This window comes from Uniformispora flossi (genome assembly GCF_049534875.1).
Taxonomy (GTDB): Bacteria; Actinomycetota; Actinomycetes; order Streptomycetales; family Streptomycetaceae; genus Yinghuangia; species Yinghuangia aomiensis.
Genome location: NZ_JBMULZ010000022.1, coordinates 85,597 through 104,253, shown reverse-complemented (window position 1 = coordinate 104,253; position 18,657 = coordinate 85,597). Strand labels below are relative to the sequence as shown.

6 protein-coding genes and 2 pseudogenes are annotated in these 18,657 nt (G+C 72.8%); 3 read left to right on the top strand and 5 right to left on the bottom strand.

What is annotated here, in order from left to right:
• The first annotated feature begins 64 nt into the window (after positions 1 to 64).
• Complete coding sequence (locus ACPA54_RS33615; RefSeq protein ID WP_423535525.1) at positions 65 to 1,510, top strand: NDP-hexose 2,3-dehydratase family protein; 1,446 nt, start codon at positions 65 to 67, stop codon at positions 1,508 to 1,510.
• A 52-nt stretch (positions 1,511 to 1,562) separates the two neighbouring features.
• Here the strand turns inward: ACPA54_RS33615 and ACPA54_RS33610 are convergent, their stop codons facing one another.
• Positions 1,563 to 3,467: a multicopper oxidase family protein gene (locus ACPA54_RS33610; RefSeq protein ID WP_423535523.1), complete on the bottom strand. Its 1,905-nt coding sequence runs from the start codon at positions 3,465 to 3,467 to the stop codon at positions 1,563 to 1,565.
• Between the two features lie 299 nt (positions 3,468 to 3,766).
• Between ACPA54_RS33610 and ACPA54_RS33605 the strand changes: the two genes are divergently transcribed.
• Positions 3,767 to 6,610, top strand: a complete 2,844-nt coding sequence (locus ACPA54_RS33605; RefSeq protein ID WP_423535522.1) for an AAA family ATPase — start codon at positions 3,767 to 3,769, stop codon at positions 6,608 to 6,610.
• A 5-nt stretch (positions 6,611 to 6,615) separates the two neighbouring features.
• Positions 6,616 to 7,836 (top strand): 3-deoxy-7-phosphoheptulonate synthase, encoded by a 1,221-nt coding sequence (locus ACPA54_RS33600; protein WP_423535520.1) that lies wholly within the window; start codon positions 6,616 to 6,618, stop codon positions 7,834 to 7,836.
• Here ACPA54_RS33600 and mhpA read toward each other — a convergent pair.
• The 4 genes and pseudogenes from mhpA to ACPA54_RS33580 all read right to left on the bottom strand — a co-directional run.
• Positions 7,736 to 9,451 carry a bifunctional 3-(3-hydroxy-phenyl)propionate/3-hydroxycinnamic acid hydroxylase MhpA gene (mhpA, locus tag ACPA54_RS33595; RefSeq protein ID WP_423535518.1) on the bottom strand — a complete coding sequence of 572 codons (1,716 nt, stop codon included), beginning with the start codon at positions 9,449 to 9,451 and terminating at the stop codon, positions 7,736 to 7,738. The genes ACPA54_RS33600 and mhpA overlap by 101 nt on opposite strands.
• Positions 9,448 to 10,230 (bottom strand): arylamine N-acetyltransferase family protein, encoded by a 783-nt coding sequence (locus tag ACPA54_RS33590; protein WP_423535516.1) that lies wholly within the window; start codon positions 10,228 to 10,230, stop codon positions 9,448 to 9,450. Before ACPA54_RS33590 ends, mhpA begins: the two co-directional genes overlap by 4 nt.
• Before the next feature lie 2 nt (positions 10,231 to 10,232).
• A pseudogene (locus ACPA54_RS33585) lies at positions 10,233 to 15,893 on the bottom strand (SDR family NAD(P)-dependent oxidoreductase); the annotation flags it as partial.
• 41 nt (positions 15,894 to 15,934) lie between these two features.
• Positions 15,935 to 18,646: pseudogene (locus ACPA54_RS33580) on the bottom strand (type I polyketide synthase); the annotation flags it as partial.
• Between the last annotated feature and the right edge of the window lie 11 nt (positions 18,647 to 18,657).

Below are 18,657 nucleotides of genomic sequence, written 5' to 3'. Positions count from 1 at the left end.
ATTCCCTGGCATCGTGGGCGGGGCATTTTCTTGGCTGCTTTTTCCGGCTGCTCTGGGAGGCTCAATGTCCGGCATCATCGCCACGCCGGCGGCGGACCGGTCCACCGCCGTACGCATCACCGAGTCCGCGCTCGCGGTCGACGGCGTCTCCCTTCTGGCGGATCTCCAGGCATGGATCGCGGAACGCCGCGGTGTCGACGTGGTGGCCGTGGAGCGTGTCCCGCTGGACGCTTTGGACCGCTGGCACACCGATGCGGCGACCGGCAACATCGTGCACGAGAGCGGGAAGTTCTTCCGGATCGAGGGCCTGTCCGCGGAGGTACGCGGGTCGGCCGTGCCGGCGTGGACGCAGCCGATCATCACGCAGCCGGAGATCGGGATCCTCGGCATTCTGGCCAAGGAATTCGACGGCGTCCTGCATTTTCTCATGCAGGCGAAGAACGAACCGGGGAATTTCTACGGTGTGGAACTCTCCCCCACCGTGCAGGCGACCCGCAGCAACTACACAAAAGTCCATCGGGGATCCTCGGTGCCCTACGTGGACTACTTCCTCGACACCGCACGGAACCGCGTCGTCGCCGACGTCCTCCAATCCGAGCAAGGCGCTTGGTTCTACCGGAAACGGAATCGCAACATCATCGTCGAGACCGATGAGGACGTGGAACTCCGGGACGGATTCGCCTGGTTCACTTTGGGGCAGATCCACGTGCTCATGGCGCGCGACGCGGTGGTCAACATGGATTCCCGCACCGTGCTGTCGTGCCTGCCCTTCTCCGGCGCGGGCCTCGCGGCGTCGTTCGCCCGTCCCGAGGGAGACTTCCGGGCCTCCTTGCGGCGCTCGTGCAGCGACGACGCGGGCGGCCTGCTGAGCACCGGGTCGATCCTGAGCTGGATCACCGATACCCGGAGCCGCCACGAGGTGCGGGCCGCCCCCATGCCGCTGAACCAGGTCGAGGGGTGGACCCGCACCGAACTGGCGGTCTCCCATGAATCCGGGCTCTTCTTCGACGTCATGGGCATCAGCGTGCGGGCCGGGCACCGCGAGGTTGCCGGCTGGTGCCAGCCGATGGTGGAACCGATCGGCATCGGCGTCAACGCGTTTCTCGTCAAGCAGGTCGACGGAGTACTGCACGCCTTGGTGCACGCGCGCGTCCAGCCGGGCTTCCTCGACGTCATCGAGCTGGGACCGACGGTGCAGGCCACGCCCGGCAACTACGCCTGGCTGCCGGACGCGGCGCGGCCCCGGTTCCTCGACGAGGTGACCGCGGCCGCACCGGAAGCGATCCGCTTCGACAGCCTGCTGTCCGAGGAAGGCGGCCGCTTCTTCCACGCGAGGAACCGCTACGTGGTCATCGAAACCGACCCCGGTTACGCCCCCGACCCGGGGCCCGACTTCCGTTGGCTGACCCTGCACCAGCTCGTAGGCCTGCTGCGGCACAGCCACTACGTCAACGTCGAGGCGCGCAGCCTGATCGCCTGCCTGCACAGCCTGACGGGCGCCGCCGGCTGACCCGGTCGGCGCCCGCTCCCCCCTTCCCCCCAAGCGCTGTGAGCGGCGTCGGCTAATGCATGTGCTCGTGGCCCGTCGGATGCCCGCCCCCGTGGTGGCCCATCCGCGCGAGCACTTGCTTGGGTGCCACGACGAACGGGCGCATCATGCCCTCGTCTTCGTGTTCGAGGATGTGGCAGTGGTAGAGATATCGTCCTGCTGCTCCAGTGAACTGGCCTGCCACGCTCACCACTTCGGAGGGCTGCACGCGAATGGTGTCCTTCCAGCCCTGTTCTTCAGGACCGAGCGTCCCGGGAGCCTGGTAGGTCGCGGTCCACCGGACCACGTCGTCCGCCCCCGGTTCGGCGCGCGCGGTGTAGACGTCGCGGCCCAGCGCCTGGAACCCCAGCAGATGGACGTGCATGGGGTGGCCGGGCCCGGCCAGGTGGACGAAGTTCCACACTTCCCAGGCATCCTGGGCGACGAAGAAGCCCAGCGTGTCGTCGAGGACGCTCGCGGACTTGCGGAAGGACCGCGGAGTCCCGCCGCGGTCGGTGACGGTGACAATCCGGTCGCCGGGTTGCGCCTGGTAGCCGGCGGGTATCTCGGTCAGCTCCCATATCTGCGGGTGTCCGAGCGGTCCGCCGTCGTCGGTGGACAGCGCGATCCATCGTTCGACGTGGTCGGTGGGAAGGTCCGCCCGGGTCAGCCGCCGGAACGACGGCGACAGCACCGCCGGCAGCCTGAAGGTCTCGGCGGACCGCGCCCTTTCGACCCGGAACTGGAGCACCTCGGGACCCAGCGGAGAGGGCGCGCTCGTGTTGATGTCGGCCAGCACCAGGCGCTTGCCGGCGAACTGCGTGAAGTCGATGAGCACATCGGCGCGTTCCGCCGCGCCGAGAGTGAGTGCGTCGAGACGCACCGGTGCGGGCAGCAGGCCCTGGTCGCCGCCGATCTGCACCAGGGCGCCGGCGACCGGGGTGGTCGTGCCGTCGGGGTTCTCGACGCGCAGCTGCACGGTGTATTCGCGGGTGTTCGCGCCGTTGAGCACGCGGAAGCGCCACCAGCGGGCGTCCACCGAGGCGTACGGCCAGATGACGCCGTTGACCACGTTGTAGGGGCCGATGGACGGCAGTTTGAGCCGGGTCGGCATGTCGGCGGGACCGCCGTCGATGTAGCCGACGCGGTGCAGAAGCCGCCCGGTGGGGACGCCTTGGGCGTCGGTGTCGATGTTGCGGTCGGCGATGAGCAGCGGCACCTCGCGGTTGCCGGACGGCAGGTTCAGCGCGTCTTCCTCGGCGTCGCGGATCAGGTACTGCCCGGCGAGTCCGGCGTAGACGTTGAAGGCCGTGATGCAGTTGGCGTGGTCGTGGTACCAGAGCGCGGTGGCGCGTTGCGCGTTCGCGTACTCCACGAGCTGGGTGTCGCCGGGCGAGATGCCGTTCTCCGTCCATCCGTCGTTTCCGCCCCCGGTGACGGCGCCGTGCAGATGGACGACGTTCCAGGCGGGCAGCGCGGCGACGGACGCGTCGGGGGTGGCGGTCCCGCGTCCCGCATCGAGCAGCGAATTGAGGTCCGTGAACGGCACGGCGATGGCCGTCACCGGGAACTCCCCGCCGATCCGGTTGCGCCAAGCCACCCGCAACCGCTGGTCGCGGCGGACGACGATGGTCGGCCCCGGTACCGATCCTTCGTAGGCCCACACCGGCGTCGCCGGCAGCTCGGAGTGGAACTGCACCGTGGTGGCGACCTGCCGGACGGTGATCTGCGTGGTCGACGCGGAGGGTTCGATCACCGGAGGAATGCGCAGCGGATCACGGAACTTGGTGAGCCTGGTACTGGTCGCGGGCTGTGCGGCCTGCGGGCCGCCGCTGCCCTCCCGGGACTCGGACGAGGCGGCGGGCACGGCGCTGCGCACCAAGGTGGCCGCGCCGAGCACGGCGGCAGTGGCGCCGACGAATTGGCGTCGATTGGGCATGCGTGGGGACCCCCTGCGGTACGGACCGGTGACGGTGCCGATCGTCCGGGCGCGGTCGGCCCCGTCTCAACGCCGAGCGGCGAACTTAGGGGTGTAGGCCACCACGCACCGGGGTTTTCGGAGTCTCCTCCTCCGCGTAAGCCGGCGAATGGGCCGGGGATGGGCGCGCGGTTCCCGGCCAGTGGGTGCCGATCCGTGAGGATGGGTCACGGGCCGGCGGCGGCGATCACCTCGCGGATCGGACCGCGTCGTTGCCCAGGACGGAATTTCGCACGATCACAACCCCAGGGGGGTGTCACGTGGTTTCGCTGACGGAACGCGACGAACACTTCGACCACCTGGACCGGCTGCTCACCGGATGTCCGGCACGGAACGGACACGCGGTTCTCGTCGAGGGGCCGGTCGGCACCGGAAGGACCGCGCTGCTGCGGGCCTTCGCCGAGCGCGCCGGGCAGCACGGCATCCGGACCCTGGGCGCGAGCTGTTCCGCCGCCGAGAGCACCCTGCCGTTCGGGGTCGTCACCCAGCTGCTGACGGGCACCGCATGGCCGCCGGAGCACGCGGAGCGGATCGCGGCGGTCCTCGACGCGGTCGGCGGGCACGGCGTTCCCGGACCGGGCGACGGCCCGCCGCCGCCCGGACTCGTCCGTGCCTGCCACGAGGTGACCCGGGCGCTGCTCGCCGTCGCCGCAGACACCCCGCTGCTGATCACCGTCGACGATCTGCGCAACGCCGACCTGCCGTCGCAGCATTTCCTGCTGCACTTGGTACGTCGGCTGCCGCAGGCCGGCGTACTGCTGGTCATGACCGACGAGCCCGTGCTGCGCGCCGAGCACCGCCGCTTCCGCGCCGAGTTGTCCCGGCACCAACACGTCGACCAGCTGCGCCTGGCACCGCTGTCCCCCGCCGGGGCACGGGAGGTGGTCGTCCGCGGCCTCGGCGAGGCGGGCGCACGCAGTGCGGGCGAGGCAATCCTGGCTGCCGCGGGAGGCAACCCGCTGCTGCTGCACGCCCTCGTCGACGACCACCGGCGCTCCGGTGCCGTCCCGGGGCAGGAGTACGCCCTGGCGCTGCTCGGCTGCCTGCACCGGGCGGAGCCGGTCACTCTCCGGGTGGTCCGGGCGCTCGCGGTCCTCGGCGACGACGCCGACGACGACGAGACCGACCGGTTCGCGGACGACCCCGACGGACCCGAGACCGCCCGGGAGGTGCTGCGCGCGCTGGACGCCGCCGGCTTCCTCGACGCCGGCCGCTTCCGGCACCCCGCGGCCCGGACCGCGGTCCTGGACGATCTGTCGGCAACCGAACGGGCTTCACTGCACGGCAAAGCCGCCCACCTGCGCTACGCCCGCGGTGCCGACGCACCGACGGTGGCACGGCACCTGATCGAAGCCGACCCGCGCCACGGACCGGCCGGGGCCTTGGTCACCGGCCGCGTCGCCGACCGGGTCCGGCCCCCGTGGGCGGTCACCGTGCTGACGGAGGCCGCCGAGCACGCCCTGTTGGACGAGCAGACCGAACTGGCCGCGCAGTACCTGCGGTTGGCGCACCAAACCAGCACGGACGAGGCCACCCGGGCCATGCTGCGGTCCCGGCTCGCCGCGGCCGAGTGGCAGCTCGACCCCGCCACGGCCGCCCGGCACCTGACTCCGCTGGTCGCCGCCGTCCACGCCGGGCACCTGGATACCGCGGCAGGCCTGGTGCTTGTCCGGCAGCTGCTGTGGCACGGCCGCAACGACGAGGCGCTCGCCGTGCTCGACCGGCTGCGGACGGGGGTCGGCGCCGCCAACCCGGGCAGTATCGAGGAGGCGGCCGCCGTGCGGGACGCGGAGGTGTGGCTCGCCTACACCTACCCGGCGCCGGCCCGCGGCCGGCGCACCCCCGTGCTCCCCGCGGACCTGCGGCACAGTGTGGTCACGCCCGGCACCGACCCGCAGTTGCACGCCGCGGCGGCTCTCGCGGACGCGCTTTCCCGCGGGCGGGCCCACAAGACCGCCGACCGGGCCGAGCAGGTCCTCGGCGATCTGCAACTGCGCCGCCGAAGCCCGTGGGCGGAGGAAGCCGCCCTGCTGGCGCTGCGCGTGCTGGTGCTGGCCGGCCGCCTCACCGAGGCCGCGGGCTGGAGCGAACGGCTGCTCCGCGCCGCGGAGGACCGGGATTCACGGACCACCCGGGCCGTCTACGCCGCGGCACGGGCCGACGTGGCCACCCGCCAGGGCGACCTGACGTCGGCCGCCGAACTGTGCCGTGCGGCGCTCCGCCACCTCACCCCCAAGGGCTGGGGCGTCGCGGTGGGCCTGCCGCTGGGCACGCTCGTCCTGGCCGCCACCCGCATGGGGGAGCACGAGGAGGCCGCCAAACAGCTCACCCACCCGGTGAGCGAGGCGATGTTCCAGAGCCAATACGGGCTGCACTACCTCCATGCCCGCGGCCACCACTACCTCGCCACCCAGCACAGCCACGCCGCGCTCGCGGACTTCCTGTCCTGCGGCGAACTGCTCCGCGGCTGGGGCCTGGACACGGCAGGACTGCTGCCCTGGCGCACCAACGCGGCCGAAGCGTGGCTGCGGCTGGACAACAGGGACCAGGCACGGCGGCTCCTCCACGAACAGCTCGGCCGCCCGGACGTCGACGGCGCGAGCACACGCGGGCCCGCACTGCGCGTCCTGGCCGCGGCCGGTCCCCCCGGGCGCCGGCTTCCGCTGCTGACCGAGGCGATCGACCTCGCCGAGGAGTCCGGCGACCGTTTCGAGCAGGTGCGCGTGCTGGCCGACCTGAGCCGTGCGCACCTGTCCCACAACGACAAGCGCCGGGCCAGGCTGCTGCTGCGGCAGGCCCTGCACGTGGCGAACATGTGCGCGATGAAGCCGCTCGCCCAGGAGCTGCTGTCGGTGTCGACCGCGCTGGGCGGTGCCGAGTCGATCGCCGACGGTATGGAACGCACCGAAGGGCTCACGGACTCGGAGCGCCGGGTGGCTTCGCTGGCGGTGCTCGGCTACACCAACCGGGAGATCGCCGGGAAGCTCTACGTCACCCCCAGCACCGTGGAACAGCACCTGACCAGGGTGTACCGCAAGCTCGGCATCCGCCGCCGGAAGGACCTGCCCGCGGACCTGTGGGCCAACCTGAGGAAGACGGGATGAGGGAGATGACCGACTCGACGGACGCCGCCGTCCCGGCACGGACGGCGCCCGCCGCCCAGCAGCCCGACTGGCCCGACCGCGCCCGGCTCGCCCAGGTGCGCCGGCGGCTGCGGGAACTGCCGCCGCCCGTCGCGCCCCGCGCGGTGGACCGGCTGCACCGGCACCTCGCCCGCGTCGCCGAGGGCCGTGCGCTGCTGCTCCAAGGCGGCGACTGCGCCGAGACCTTCGCCGGCAACACCCCGGCGCACATCCGCGCGAACCTGCGCACCCTGCTGCACACGGCGGCGGTGCTGGAGGTCTCGTCCGGCCTGCCGGTCGTCCCGGTCGGCCGCATCGCGGGCCAGTACGCCAAGCCCCGCTCCAGCCCGGTCGACGCCCACGGCCTGCCCTCCTACCGCGGCGACAGCGTGAACGCCTCGGCACCCACGGCCGCCGCCCGCGTGCCGGACCCGGACCGCCTGCTGCGCGCCTACGCGGACGCCCGGTCGACGCTGGACATCGTGGCCGCGGTGGAGGCCGAGACCGGGACCGAACTGTTCGCGGGACACGAGGCGTTGCTGCTGGACTACGAGACCCCGCTGTCCCGGCGCGCCCCGCACGGTGCCCGCTACGGGCTGTCCGGGCACTTCCTGTGGATCGGCGAACGCACGCGGCACATCGACGGCGCCCACGTCGAATTCGCCCGCGGCATCGCGAACCCGCTGGGGGTGAAGATCGGTGCCGGCACCACGGCGGACGAGGTGCTCGCCTACGCCGAGTCCCTCGATCCGCACCGCACCCCGGGCCGGCTCACCCTCATCGGCCGGATGGGCGCGGACCGCGTCGCGGACGCCCTGCCGCCGCTGGTCGCGGCGGTGGCGGCGGCCGGTCATCCGGTCATCTGGTTGTGCGACCCGATGCACGGCAACACGCGCCTGGCGGCCTCGGGCCACAAAACCCGGCATTTCGACGCGGTCCTCGCGGAGATCCGCGGCTTCTTCGCCGTGCACGCCGACCTCGGCACCCATCCGGCCGGTCTGCACCTGGAGTTCACCGGCGACGACGTCACCGAATGCCTCGGCGGGTCGCAGGACGTGCGCGACGCGGACCTCCCGGCCCGCTACCGCACCGCCTGCGACCCGCGGCTCAACGCCCGGCAGTCCCTCGATCTGGCGTGCCTGGTCGCGGAGATCCTGCGGGAACGCGCGCGGGCGGCGGCACACCGGGAACCGACGCGCGTCGGCTGACCGGGGGCGCACCCTCGACAAGACGGGCTCGCAGGTCGCCGGCCAGCGCCGCGAGCCCGTCGTGGTCCCGCGCCGCACCGAACACGTAGAAGTCCGGCCGGACCAGCACCGCCGCCGAACCCGATGCCGCCAAATACGGCAGATACACGCCGTCGGAGTCCTCGACGACCCGGTCCCCCGCCGCTGCCCGGATCAGGCCTCCGGTTCCCGGCGTGCCGGGCGGCACGATCCAGACCACCTTCGCCCCCAACGCCTTCAGGACGAGGCGCTGTTCGTCGTCGAGCAGGGTGTCCGCGAAACGGTCGGCCACCAGCACGAAGCCGCGGCCCACCACCTCGTCGAACCACCCGGCAGGCCCGCCGTCGACCGATACCCGTCCCTGCGGCACGAGTTCGCCCGCCGGGGCCGCCGGGCGGCCGTCCGTGGTCCGATGCAGGAGTCCGCCGGTGAGCGCCTGTACGGGCGTGCGCGGCTTGGCCGCCCCGACCTGCCGATGCCGGGCCCGTTCCTGCGCGGCCAGCATCGCGGTGTCGCGGTCGCGTGCCGCGACCGGGTCCGTCTGGCAGATGACCCGCCCGAGGTCCATGGACATCCGCAGCGCGTGCCGCACATGCTCGCGCCGTTCGGCCGTGTACGTGTCCAGCAGGTCCGGACCGGCCTGTCCGGCGAGCACCAGGTCCAGCTTCCAGGCCAGGTTGGCGGCGTCCCGGAAACCGGAGCACATGCCCTGCCCCGCGAACGGCGGCATGAGGTGTGCCGCATCTCCGGCGAGCAGCACCCTGCCGCGCCGCCACTCGTCGGCATAGCGGGCCTGGAAGGTGTAGACGGCATGCCGCTCCAGGGTGGCGTGCGCCCGGTCGATGCCGAACAGGCCGAGCAGCCGCCAGGCGTTCTCGACCGTGCCGAACTCCTCGGCGTCCTCGTCGGGGAGGCGCATGAACTCCCAGCGGCGGTGTCCCGGGCCGGCCGAGACCGCGGTGCGGGGTCGGGACGGGTCGCAGACCTGGAGGTTGTTCGGCTCGAAGAGGCGCGGCTCGTGCAGGGCCACGTCACAGGTGAGCCAGTCGTTGAAGAATGCGAAGTCCGTCGAGGTGACGCCGAGTTCGCGGCGCACCAGGCTGTTCGCACCGTCGCAGCCCACGACCCAGCGGGCGGTCACGGTCCGGGCTTCGGGTCCGTCGACGTCCAGGGTCACCCGGTCCCCGTGGTCGGTGAGACCGGTGACGCGGCTGCCGCGCAGCACTCGCAAGGCAGGCAGCGTGGTGCCGTGCTCGGCGAGGGCCGCCTCGAGTCCCGGTTGGTACATGGAGGTGGAATCCGGCCAGCCGGAGTGCCCATGCTCGGGGACGTCGACCCGGAAGAGGGTCTGCCCTTCGTGGTTGTGCCAGACGTAATCCCGCGACGGCTCGGCAATGCGCTCCATCGCGCCGCCGATCCCCGCGGCGGCCAGGATGCGGGCGGACTCGCCGTCGAACGACACCGCGCGCGGCATCGGGTACGGACGCGGCCACCGCTCGACCACGGTCACCCGGTGGCCGCGCGCGGCCAGCAACAAGGCGGTGACCTGCCCGACCGGGCCGTACCCCACGACCGCGACATCCTCGACGGCGGTCACGGGGCATCCAGCCGCAAGATGTCAGCGAGGACCCGCGCGTAGTCGTCGGGACGGACGACTCCGCGCATCCGCTCGTGGCCGTCGTCCACCGACAGCAGGCGTTTGCCGATGAGGATCCGCTGCCCGTTGTCGACGGCGCGTCCGCGCACGACGATGCCGCTGCCCGCCAATTGTCTGGCGAAGGCGTCCAATTCATCCGAGGGGGCCAGCCATTCGGCCAGTTCGCGGGGGTGCGGGTGGAAACGGTAGACGGCGCGCCAGTCGCCGGCCCGCCCGCGGCGTTCCACGACGTGATAGCCGTCGGCGCACACGATCCGGTAGTCGGTGCCGTACTGGCGGGTGACCGTCTCGGGCTCCACCGGCAGCGGCTCGAGGTACGACGGCCCGACGAAGCCCACGTCGACGAGCAGCAACCGCCCGCCGAGACGGACGCTGGTGAAGACGTGTTCCAGATCGGGGCCGAAGGTGTCGTCCGGCTGCCGGATTCCGGCCGCCAACACCGCGGTTTCGAAGCCGAGGCGATCGAGCAAGTGCCGGAAGATTCCGTTGAGTTCATAGCAGACACCGCCGCGGCCGCCGAGCACGATCGCGTCGAAGACCGCGTCGACGTCGATGTCCACGCCGGCCCACAGCGAGGTGCCGCGGCCGGTGTTGAGCGACGAGTCGTACGGCAGGCTCGTCAGATGGCGCTTGTGGAGGTCGCGCAGTGTCTCCCAGGTCGGCTCCGGGGCCGCGGGGAAGTCCAGCGCTTTCAGATACGTGTCGACGGAGAAGGCCACGATCAGTTCCCCTCTTCGGACGTTCCGAAAAGCAACTCCGCAAGATGCGCGGCCAATTCCTCCGGGGTCGGTTGGTCGAACACGAGCAGGGTCGGGAGTTCGAGTCCCGTGGCGGTCTGCAGCCTGTCCCGTAGTTCCACGGCGGTCAGCGACACCAGGCCGATGTCGAAAAACACGCTGTCGGGTGCGACGGGTTCGCCCGCATCGTGACCGAGCACGGCCGCGGTCTCGGCCCTGACCAGTTCCAGCAGCAGTTCCCGGCGTCGCCGGGGCGATTCGTCCAGCCGCCGGGCGAAGTCGGTGCCGAGGGCGTCGTCGGTCGGCGTGTCGGTCTCGGATTCCATCGGCAGCTCTCCTGAGGTGGCCGCTGTGGCCGGCGTGGCCGGGGCGGACTCCAGCCAGTAGTGGCGGTGCTGGAAGGCGTAGGTCGGGAGATCGGCGGGGTGCACCGGCGGGGCGTCGGCGAAGGCCGGTGTCCAGTCGACGGCAACGCCTCGGACGTGCAGCTTCGCGGCGGAGAGCAGGAACCGGTCGAGGCCGCCGTCGTCGCGGCGCAGCGTCCCGGTGACCACGGCCGGGACACGGGGCCCGGCGTCGGCTTCCAGGGTCTCGGTGACGCTGTGGACGAGCACGGGGTGGGGGCCGACTTCGACGAACGCGCGGTATCCGGCGGCGGCGAGCGCCGTCGTCGCGTCGGCGAACCGGACGGTCCGACGCAGGTTGCGATACCAGTAGCCGGCATCCAACTCCGGTCCTTCGAGCCACCGGCCGTCGACGGTGGAGTAGAACGGGACCCGTGCTGCCCGAGGCTTCACCCCTGCCAGGGCCTGCGTCAACTCTGCCTCGATCGCCTCGACATGCGAGGTGTGCGAGGCGTAGTCCACGGGAACCCGCCGGACCCGTACGCCCTCGGCTTCGTAGGCGGCGACGAGCCCGTCCAGCGCGCCCGGATCACCCGCCACCACGACCGACGAGGGCCCGTTGACGGCAGCCAGCTCGATTCCGCCGCCGAGCCGTTCCCGAGCCCGCTCGGCGGACACCGCGACCGACACCATGCCCCCACGACCGGCAAGACCCCGCGCGATCGCCTGCGACCGCAACGCCACCACCGCCGCCGCGTCCGCCAAACTCAACGCTCCCGCGATGTGCGCGGCCGCGATCTCGCCCTGCGAATGCCCCACCACCGCATCCGGGACCACGCCAAAGGACTCCCACAACCGCGCAAGAGCCACCATCACCGCAAACGACACCGGCTGCACCACGTCGACCCGCTCCAACGGTGCCTCGTCGCGCAGCACATCGAGCAGCGACCAGTCCACGAACGGCGCCAGCGCTTCCGCCGCCTCCCCCAGCGCCTCGGCGAACACCGGCGAGGAGGCCGACAGCTCCCGGCCCATCCCCACCCACTGTGCCCCCTGTCCCGGGAACACGAACACCGTCTCGCCGTCGACGTCGGCCGTGCCGGTGACGACTTCGGGGGCCGGCTCGGCACGGGTGAGGGCGGCGAGGCCGTCGCGGAACCGGTCGCCGCGGGCGACGACGACGGCGCGGTGCGCCAGCGCGGCCCTGCCGGTGGCCAGGATGCGGCCCGCACCGGCCGCACGGCCGTTCGGCCCTTCCGCGAAGTCGTGGACGCGTCGGGCCTGTTCGCGCAGCGCAGGTGCGGTGGCGGCGGACAGGACCCAGGGAACGGGGGCCGCGGGACGGTGCTGCTCCGGCGCCACCGGCTCCGGATCGCCCTGTTCGAGGACGACATGGGCATTCGTCCCGCTGACGCCGAAGGCGGACACCGCCGCTCGGCGCGGGCGGTGCTCGTCGGGCCAGTCCCGGGCTTCGGTGAGCAGCTGTACGGCTCCCGCCGACCAGTCGACGTGTGTCGACGGCTTGTCCACGTGCAGAGTGCGCGGCAGCACGCCGTGCCGCATGGCCTCCACCATCTTGATGATGCCCGCGGCCCCGGCGGCGGATTGGGCGTGCCCGATGTTGGACTTCAGCGAGCCGAGCCACAGCGGCCGCTCGGCCGGCCGTCCGGCGCCGTAGGTGGCGAGCAGGGCTTGGGCCTCGATGGGGTCGCCCAGGGTCGTGCCGGTCCCGTGGCCTTCGACGGCGTCGATGTCGGCGGGGGCGAGGCGGGCGTTGGCGAGGGCGCGGCGGATGACGCGCTCCTGGGCGGGGCCGTTCGGGGCGGTGAGTCCGTTGGAGGCGCCGTCCTGGTTGACGGCGGAGCCGCGGACGACGGCCAGCACGGGGCGGCCGAGGCGCCGGGCGTCGGAGAGCCGTTCGAGGAGCAGTACGGCCACGCCCTCCGCCCAGCCCGTGCCGTCGGCGGCGTCGGCGAACGCCTTGCAGCGCCCGTCCCGGGCCAGGCCGCGCTGCCGGGAGAACTCGACGAAGGGCGACGGCTGCGCCATCACCGCCACTCCCCCGGCGAACGCCCGTGAACATTCGCCGGTGCGCAGCGCCTGCACCGCCAGGTGCACGGCGACGAGCGAGGACGAGCATGCGGTGTCGACGGTCATCGCCGGGCCTTCGAGGCCGAGCGCGTACGCCACCCGGCCGGAGGCCACGGAGCCCGAGTTCCCGGTGGCGAGGAAGCCTTCCAGGCCGGCCGGCACCTCCCGCAGTGCGGTGGCGTAGTCGTGGTACATCACGCCGGAGAACACTCCGGTGTCGGTGCCGCGCAGCCGGTGCGGGTCGATCCCGGCGCGTTCGGCGGCTTCCCAGGTCACCTCCAGGAGCAGGCGCTGCTGCGGGTCCATGGCCAGCGCCTCGCGCGGCGATATTCCGAAGAAGGCCGCGTCGAAGTCGGCAGCGCCGTGCAGGAATCCGCCCTCGCTGACGTACGAGGTCCCGGGCCGGTCCGGATCCGGGTCGAACAGTCCCGTCAGGTTCCAGCCGCGGTCGGCGGGGAACGGCCCGACGCCGTCGCGGCCTTCGGCGACGAGGCGCCACAGGTCGGCAGGCGAGGCCACGCCGCCGGGCAGCCGGCAGGCCATGCCGGTGATCGCGATGGGCTCGCCGGCGGCCGCGGTCAGCCGGGCGTTCTCCCGGGTCAGCCGTTCGTTGTCGGTCAGCGCCGTCCGCAGCGCCTCGACCAGCCGGTCCTTCGGGTCAGTGGTCGTGGTCATGACTGCCTTCCACCGAGGGCTCGTGCGACAAGTGCGTCGACGTCCATGTCCGCGATGGCGATCGCGGTTTCGGACGGGGCTTGTGCTTCCTGGGCTGCCGGATCGAATGCGGTCGCCGGTTCGGGGATGCCCGGCTCGTCCGGCTCGGGAAGCAGCCGGGTCAGCAGGTGGCGCGCGAGTGCGCCGGATGTCGGGTGGTCGAAGACGAGCGTCGCCGGGAGCCGGATGCCGGTGGCCTTGGTGAGGCGGTTGCGCAGTTCCACCCCGGCCAGCGAGTCGAACCCCACGTCCTTGAACGCCTGCCCGGCGCCGACCGCGTTCTTCGTCGCATGGCCCAGCACAGCGGCTGCGGCACCGCGGACCAGGTCGAGTACTTCCTTGGCCCGCTCGCGTTCGGTCAGCCGGGCGATGCGCCGGACGAAACCGCCGGTCTCCTCCTCGGCCGCCGTGGCCGTCCGGCGCGGCGGCCGGACGAGGGCGTGCAGCGTCGGGTTCAGCTCTCCGGCGCCGGCCTGCGCCCGGAGCGCCCCGTAGTCCAGCTTGGTGGGGACCAGCAGGGCATCCGTCGCACCCAAGGCCGCGTCGAACAGCGCCAAGCCTTCGTCGTCGGAAAGCCCCCGCAGCCCGCTGCGGGCCAGCCGTGCGACGTCGGCGTCGCCGAGGTGTCCGGTCATGCCGCTCGCCCGCGACCACAGTCCCCAGGCCAGGGACACGGCCGGCAGGCCCTGCGCGCGCCGGACGTGCGCGAGCCCGTCGAGGTAGCCGTTCGCCGCCGCGTAGTTGGCCTGCCCCGCGTTGCCGAGGACGCCGGCACCCGACGAGAAGAGGACGAACGCCGCCAGGTCCCGTCCTCGGGTCAGCTCGTGCAGGTGCCACGCGGCATCGACTTTGGGCCGGTACACCGCTTCGAGCCACGCCGGGTCCAGCACGGCCGGGACGCCGTCGTCCAGTACCCCGGCCGCATGCACGACGGCGGTGAGCGGGTGCTCGGCAGGTATCTCGTCGAGCACGGCGGCCAGCGCCTCCCGGTCGCCCGCGTCGACGGCGACGGCCGTGGCGTAAGCACCGTGCGCCGCCAACTCGGACAGCAGTTCCGCCGCTCCGTCGGCGGCGGGACCGCGCCGCCCGGCCAGCACGACATGGCGTACGCCGTGCGCGGTCACCAGGTGCCGCGCCACCAGGCCTCCGAGTGTGCCGGTACCCCCGGTGATCAGTACGGTGCCGTCGGGGTCCAGGGGCGTGGCCCGCGCCTCGCCGGCTCCGGCGACCCGGGTCAGCCGGGGGACCGTGGTGCGGCCGCCGGCGACCGCGGCTTGGGGGACGCCGGACGCGAGGATCGCCGGGAGCAGGCGGCGCGCGTCGGCGGCGGAGTCGGTGGCCACCAGCGCGACCCGTCCGGGCTGTTCGAGCTGGAGCGTGCGCGTCAGACCCCAGACGGCGCCCGCGGCGGGCGCGATCCCGGGGTGGTCGGTGAGGATCGCCAGAACCAGCTTCTCGTTTGCCGGGTCGACGAAGCGGCTGTGCAGGAACTCCACAGCGTCGACGACGAGTTGCCGAGCCGCCGCGGGGTCCTGCGCCGGGCGGCCGGTGAGGTCGAGGACGACCCGGTCCGGGACGGGGGCTCCGGTCGGCGACAGCGCGAGCGGAGTGCCCCAGTCGAGCCGGTAAAGGTGGTCGCCCGCGGCCGTGCCGAGGGCGGCGACGCGCGAAGCGGCGACCGGGCGCAGCGCCAGGGAGCCGATGTGCGCAACGGGGGCTCCGGCGGGATGGGTCAGGGTGAGGGCGAATGCCTCGGGACCGGTGCGGCGCGCGTGGACGCGCAGTGCGGTGGCGCCGGTGGCGTGCAGAGCAACGTCGTTCCACGCGAAGGGCAGCAGGAGGTGTCCCGGCTCCGGTTCGGCAAGACCGAGGAAGTGCGTGGCTTGGAGGGCGGCGTCCAGCAACGCGGGGTGCAGCCCGAAGCCGTCGGGGCTCAGGTTCTCGGGGAGAGCGGCCTCCGCGTAGACGTCCTCGCCGTGGCGCCACACCGACCGTAGGCCGCGGAAGGCGGGGCCGTACGCAAAGCCGTCCGCCGCCAGCCGGTCGTGGAATCCGTCGAGCGGTAGCGGCTCCGCGTCGCGGGGCGGCCAGGCCGCGGCCGCGGCGGAACCGTCGGGCGGAGGGACGTCGGTCGGCACCAGGAACCCGTCGGCGTGCCGAGTCCACGAATCGGCGTCCTCGGACCGCGAGTAGACCGCGACGGTGCGCCGCCCGCTCGGCACCTCTGCCGGGCCCACGGCCACATGCAGGCGTACGGCCTCCCGGGCCGGAACCGCGAGCGGCGTCTCGACCACCAGCTCCTCGATGCCGGCGAGCCCCACTTCTTCCCCGGCTCGCAGCACGAGTTCGAGCAGGGCCGCGCCGGGCACCACGACGCTTCCGGCCACCGCGTGGTCCGCGAGCCACGCGTGCTCCTTCTCCCCGGCGCGACCGGTCAGCACGACAGTGCCGTCGGGCTGGGCGACGACCGCGCCGAGCAGGGCGTGCTCCGCGGATTCGAGCCCGACTTGGCGCACGTCCGCCGAGGCCCGGACCGGGTCCAGCCAGTACCGCTCGTGCTGGAAGGCGTAGGTGGGCAGTTCCGGACGAGCCGGGGGAACCGTGCCGAACAGCGGTGTCCAGTCGACGGGGACACCCCGGACATACAGCTCGGCGGCGGACGACAGGAACCGGTCCAAGCCGCCGTCGTCGCGGCGCAGTGTGCCGGTGACCACGGTGGGCGCCTGCACGTGCTCGTCCAACGTCTCGATCACGCTGGGCACCAGGACGGGATGCGGACTCACCTCGACGAACGCACGGAAGCCTTCGGCGGCGAGCGCCGCCGTCGCGTCCGCGAAGCGCACGGTCCGGCGCAGGTTGCGGTACCAGTAGCCGGCGTCCAACTCCGGGCCGTCCAGCCGGCCGTTCTCCACCGTGGAGTAGAACGGAATACGTGCCGCCTGCGGCTTCAGGCCGCCCAGGAGCTGCGCCAACTCGTCGTGGAGCGCTTCGACATGGGACGTGTGAGACGCGTAGTCCACGGGGATGCGCCGGACGCGCACGCTTTCGGCTTCGTACGCGGCGACCAGGGCCTCAAGAGCATCCGTATCGCCCGCGACGACGACCGAGGAGGGGCCGTTCACCGCGGCCAGCTCCACCCCCGCGCTCAGCCGTTCCCGCACGCGGTCGGCGGGCAGCCCGACCGACACCATCCCGCCGCGACCGGCCAGGCCGCGCGCGATGGCCTGCGACCTCAGCGCCACGACCGCCGCGGCTTCCTCCAGCGTCAGGACGCCGGCCACGTACGCCGCGGCGATCTCCCCCTGGGAGTGGCCGACCACCGCATCCGGGACGACTCCCCAGGACTGCCACAGCCGTGCCAGGGCCACCGTCACCGCGAACGACGCGGGCTGCACCACGTCGACCCGTTCCAGAGGCGCCCCGTCGCGCAGCACGTCCCGCAGCGACCAGTCCACGAACGGCGCCAGCGCGTCGGCCACCTCCGCCACGGCCTCGGCGAACACGGGTGAGGAAGCCGACAGCTCCCGTCCCATGCCCGCCCACTGCGCTCCCTGCCCCGGGAACACGAAGACCCGCCGGCCGTCGACGTCGGCCGTCCCGGCCACCGCCCCGGGCGCGGTCTCCCCGCGCGCGAGCGCGTCGAGCGCTGCGGCTCGGTCGGGAGCGACGATCACCGCCCGGTGGTCGAGGGCGGCCCGCGCGGTATACAAGGCATGGCCGACGGCCGCGTCGGAGAGGTCCTGCGGCGCGGCGAACGACGCACGCAACCGGGCCGCTTGGCCGCGCAGCCCGGCCTCGGTGGCGCCGGACAGCACCCACGGCAGGACAGCGGCCCCGGGCTCCGGACGGGGTTCGTCCGCGGCTGCGGGTGCCTGTTCGAGGATGACGTGGGCGTTGGTCCCGCTGACCCCGAACGAGGACACCGCCGCCCGACGCGGCCGGTCCGCCTCCGGCCACTCCCGGGCCTCGGTCAACAGCTCGACCGCACCCGCCGACCAGTCCACCTTCGACGACGGCACTTCCGCGTGCAGCGTCCGCGGCAACTCCCCGTGACGCAAGGCCAGCACCGTCTTGATCACCCCGGCCACACCCGCCGCGGCCTGTGTGTGCCCGATATTCGACTTCAACGAACCCAGCCACAGCGGGCGTTCGGCAGACCGTTCGGCGCCGTAGGTGGCGAGCAAGGCCTGCGCCTCGATCGGGTCGCCCAACGTCGTGCCGGTCCCGTGCGCCTCCACCGCGTCCACGTCCGCCGCCGTGAGACCGGCGTCCGCCAACGCCTGGCGGATCACCCGCTCCTGCGACGGGCCGTTCGGCGCCGTCAACCCGTTCGATGCGCCGTCCTGGTTGACCGCGGAACCCCGGACGACGGCCAGGACCCGATGCCCCAACCGCTGCGCGTCAGAAAGACGTTCGAGTACCAGCACGCCGACTCCCTCGGCGAGTCCGGTGCCGTCCGCCGCGTCCGAGAACGCTTTGCAGCGTCCGTCCCGGGCGAGTCCGCGCTGCCGGGAGAAGTCCACGAAGACCTCGGGTGTCGCCATCACGGCCACGCCGCCGGCCAGCGCCAGCGTGCTCTCCCCGTCACGCAACGACCGGACGGCCAAGTGCAGCGCGACCAGCGACGACGAGCACGCGGTGTCCACCGTCACCGCGGGTCCTTCCAGGCCCAACGTGTACGCCACGCGGCCGGAGGCCACCGCGCCGGAGTTGCCGATCCCGAAGTAGCCTTCGAGCCCCGGGGGCAGGTCGAGCACGTGGTGTGCGTAGTCGTGGTACATCAGCCCGGTGAAGACGCCGGCCCGGTCGCCCCGCAGCGACGTGGGGTCCAGACCCGCGTCCTCCAGCGCCTCCCAGGACACCTCCAGCAGCAGGCGCTGCTGCGGATCGATCGCCAGGGCCTCGCGCGGGGAGATCCCGAAGAAGCCGGCGTCGAAGCCGCCCGGGTCGTCGAGGAAGCCGCCCTGATCGGTATACGTCCTGCCGACGGCGTCCGCGTCCGCGTCGACGAGAGTGTCGAGGTCCCATCCCCGGTCCTGCGGGAAACCGGACATCGCGTCGGTGCCGTCGCGCACCAGGCGCCACAGATCGGTGGGCGAACGGACGCCGCCGGGCAGCCGGCAGGCCATGCCGACGATCGCCACCGGCTCGTTCCGCCGGGACTCGGCGTCCTTGAGCCGCTTGCGGGTCCGCTGGAGGTCGGCGGTGGCGCGCTTGAGATAGTCGCGGAGCTTGTCGTCGTCGGGCATGGCTGTCTTCC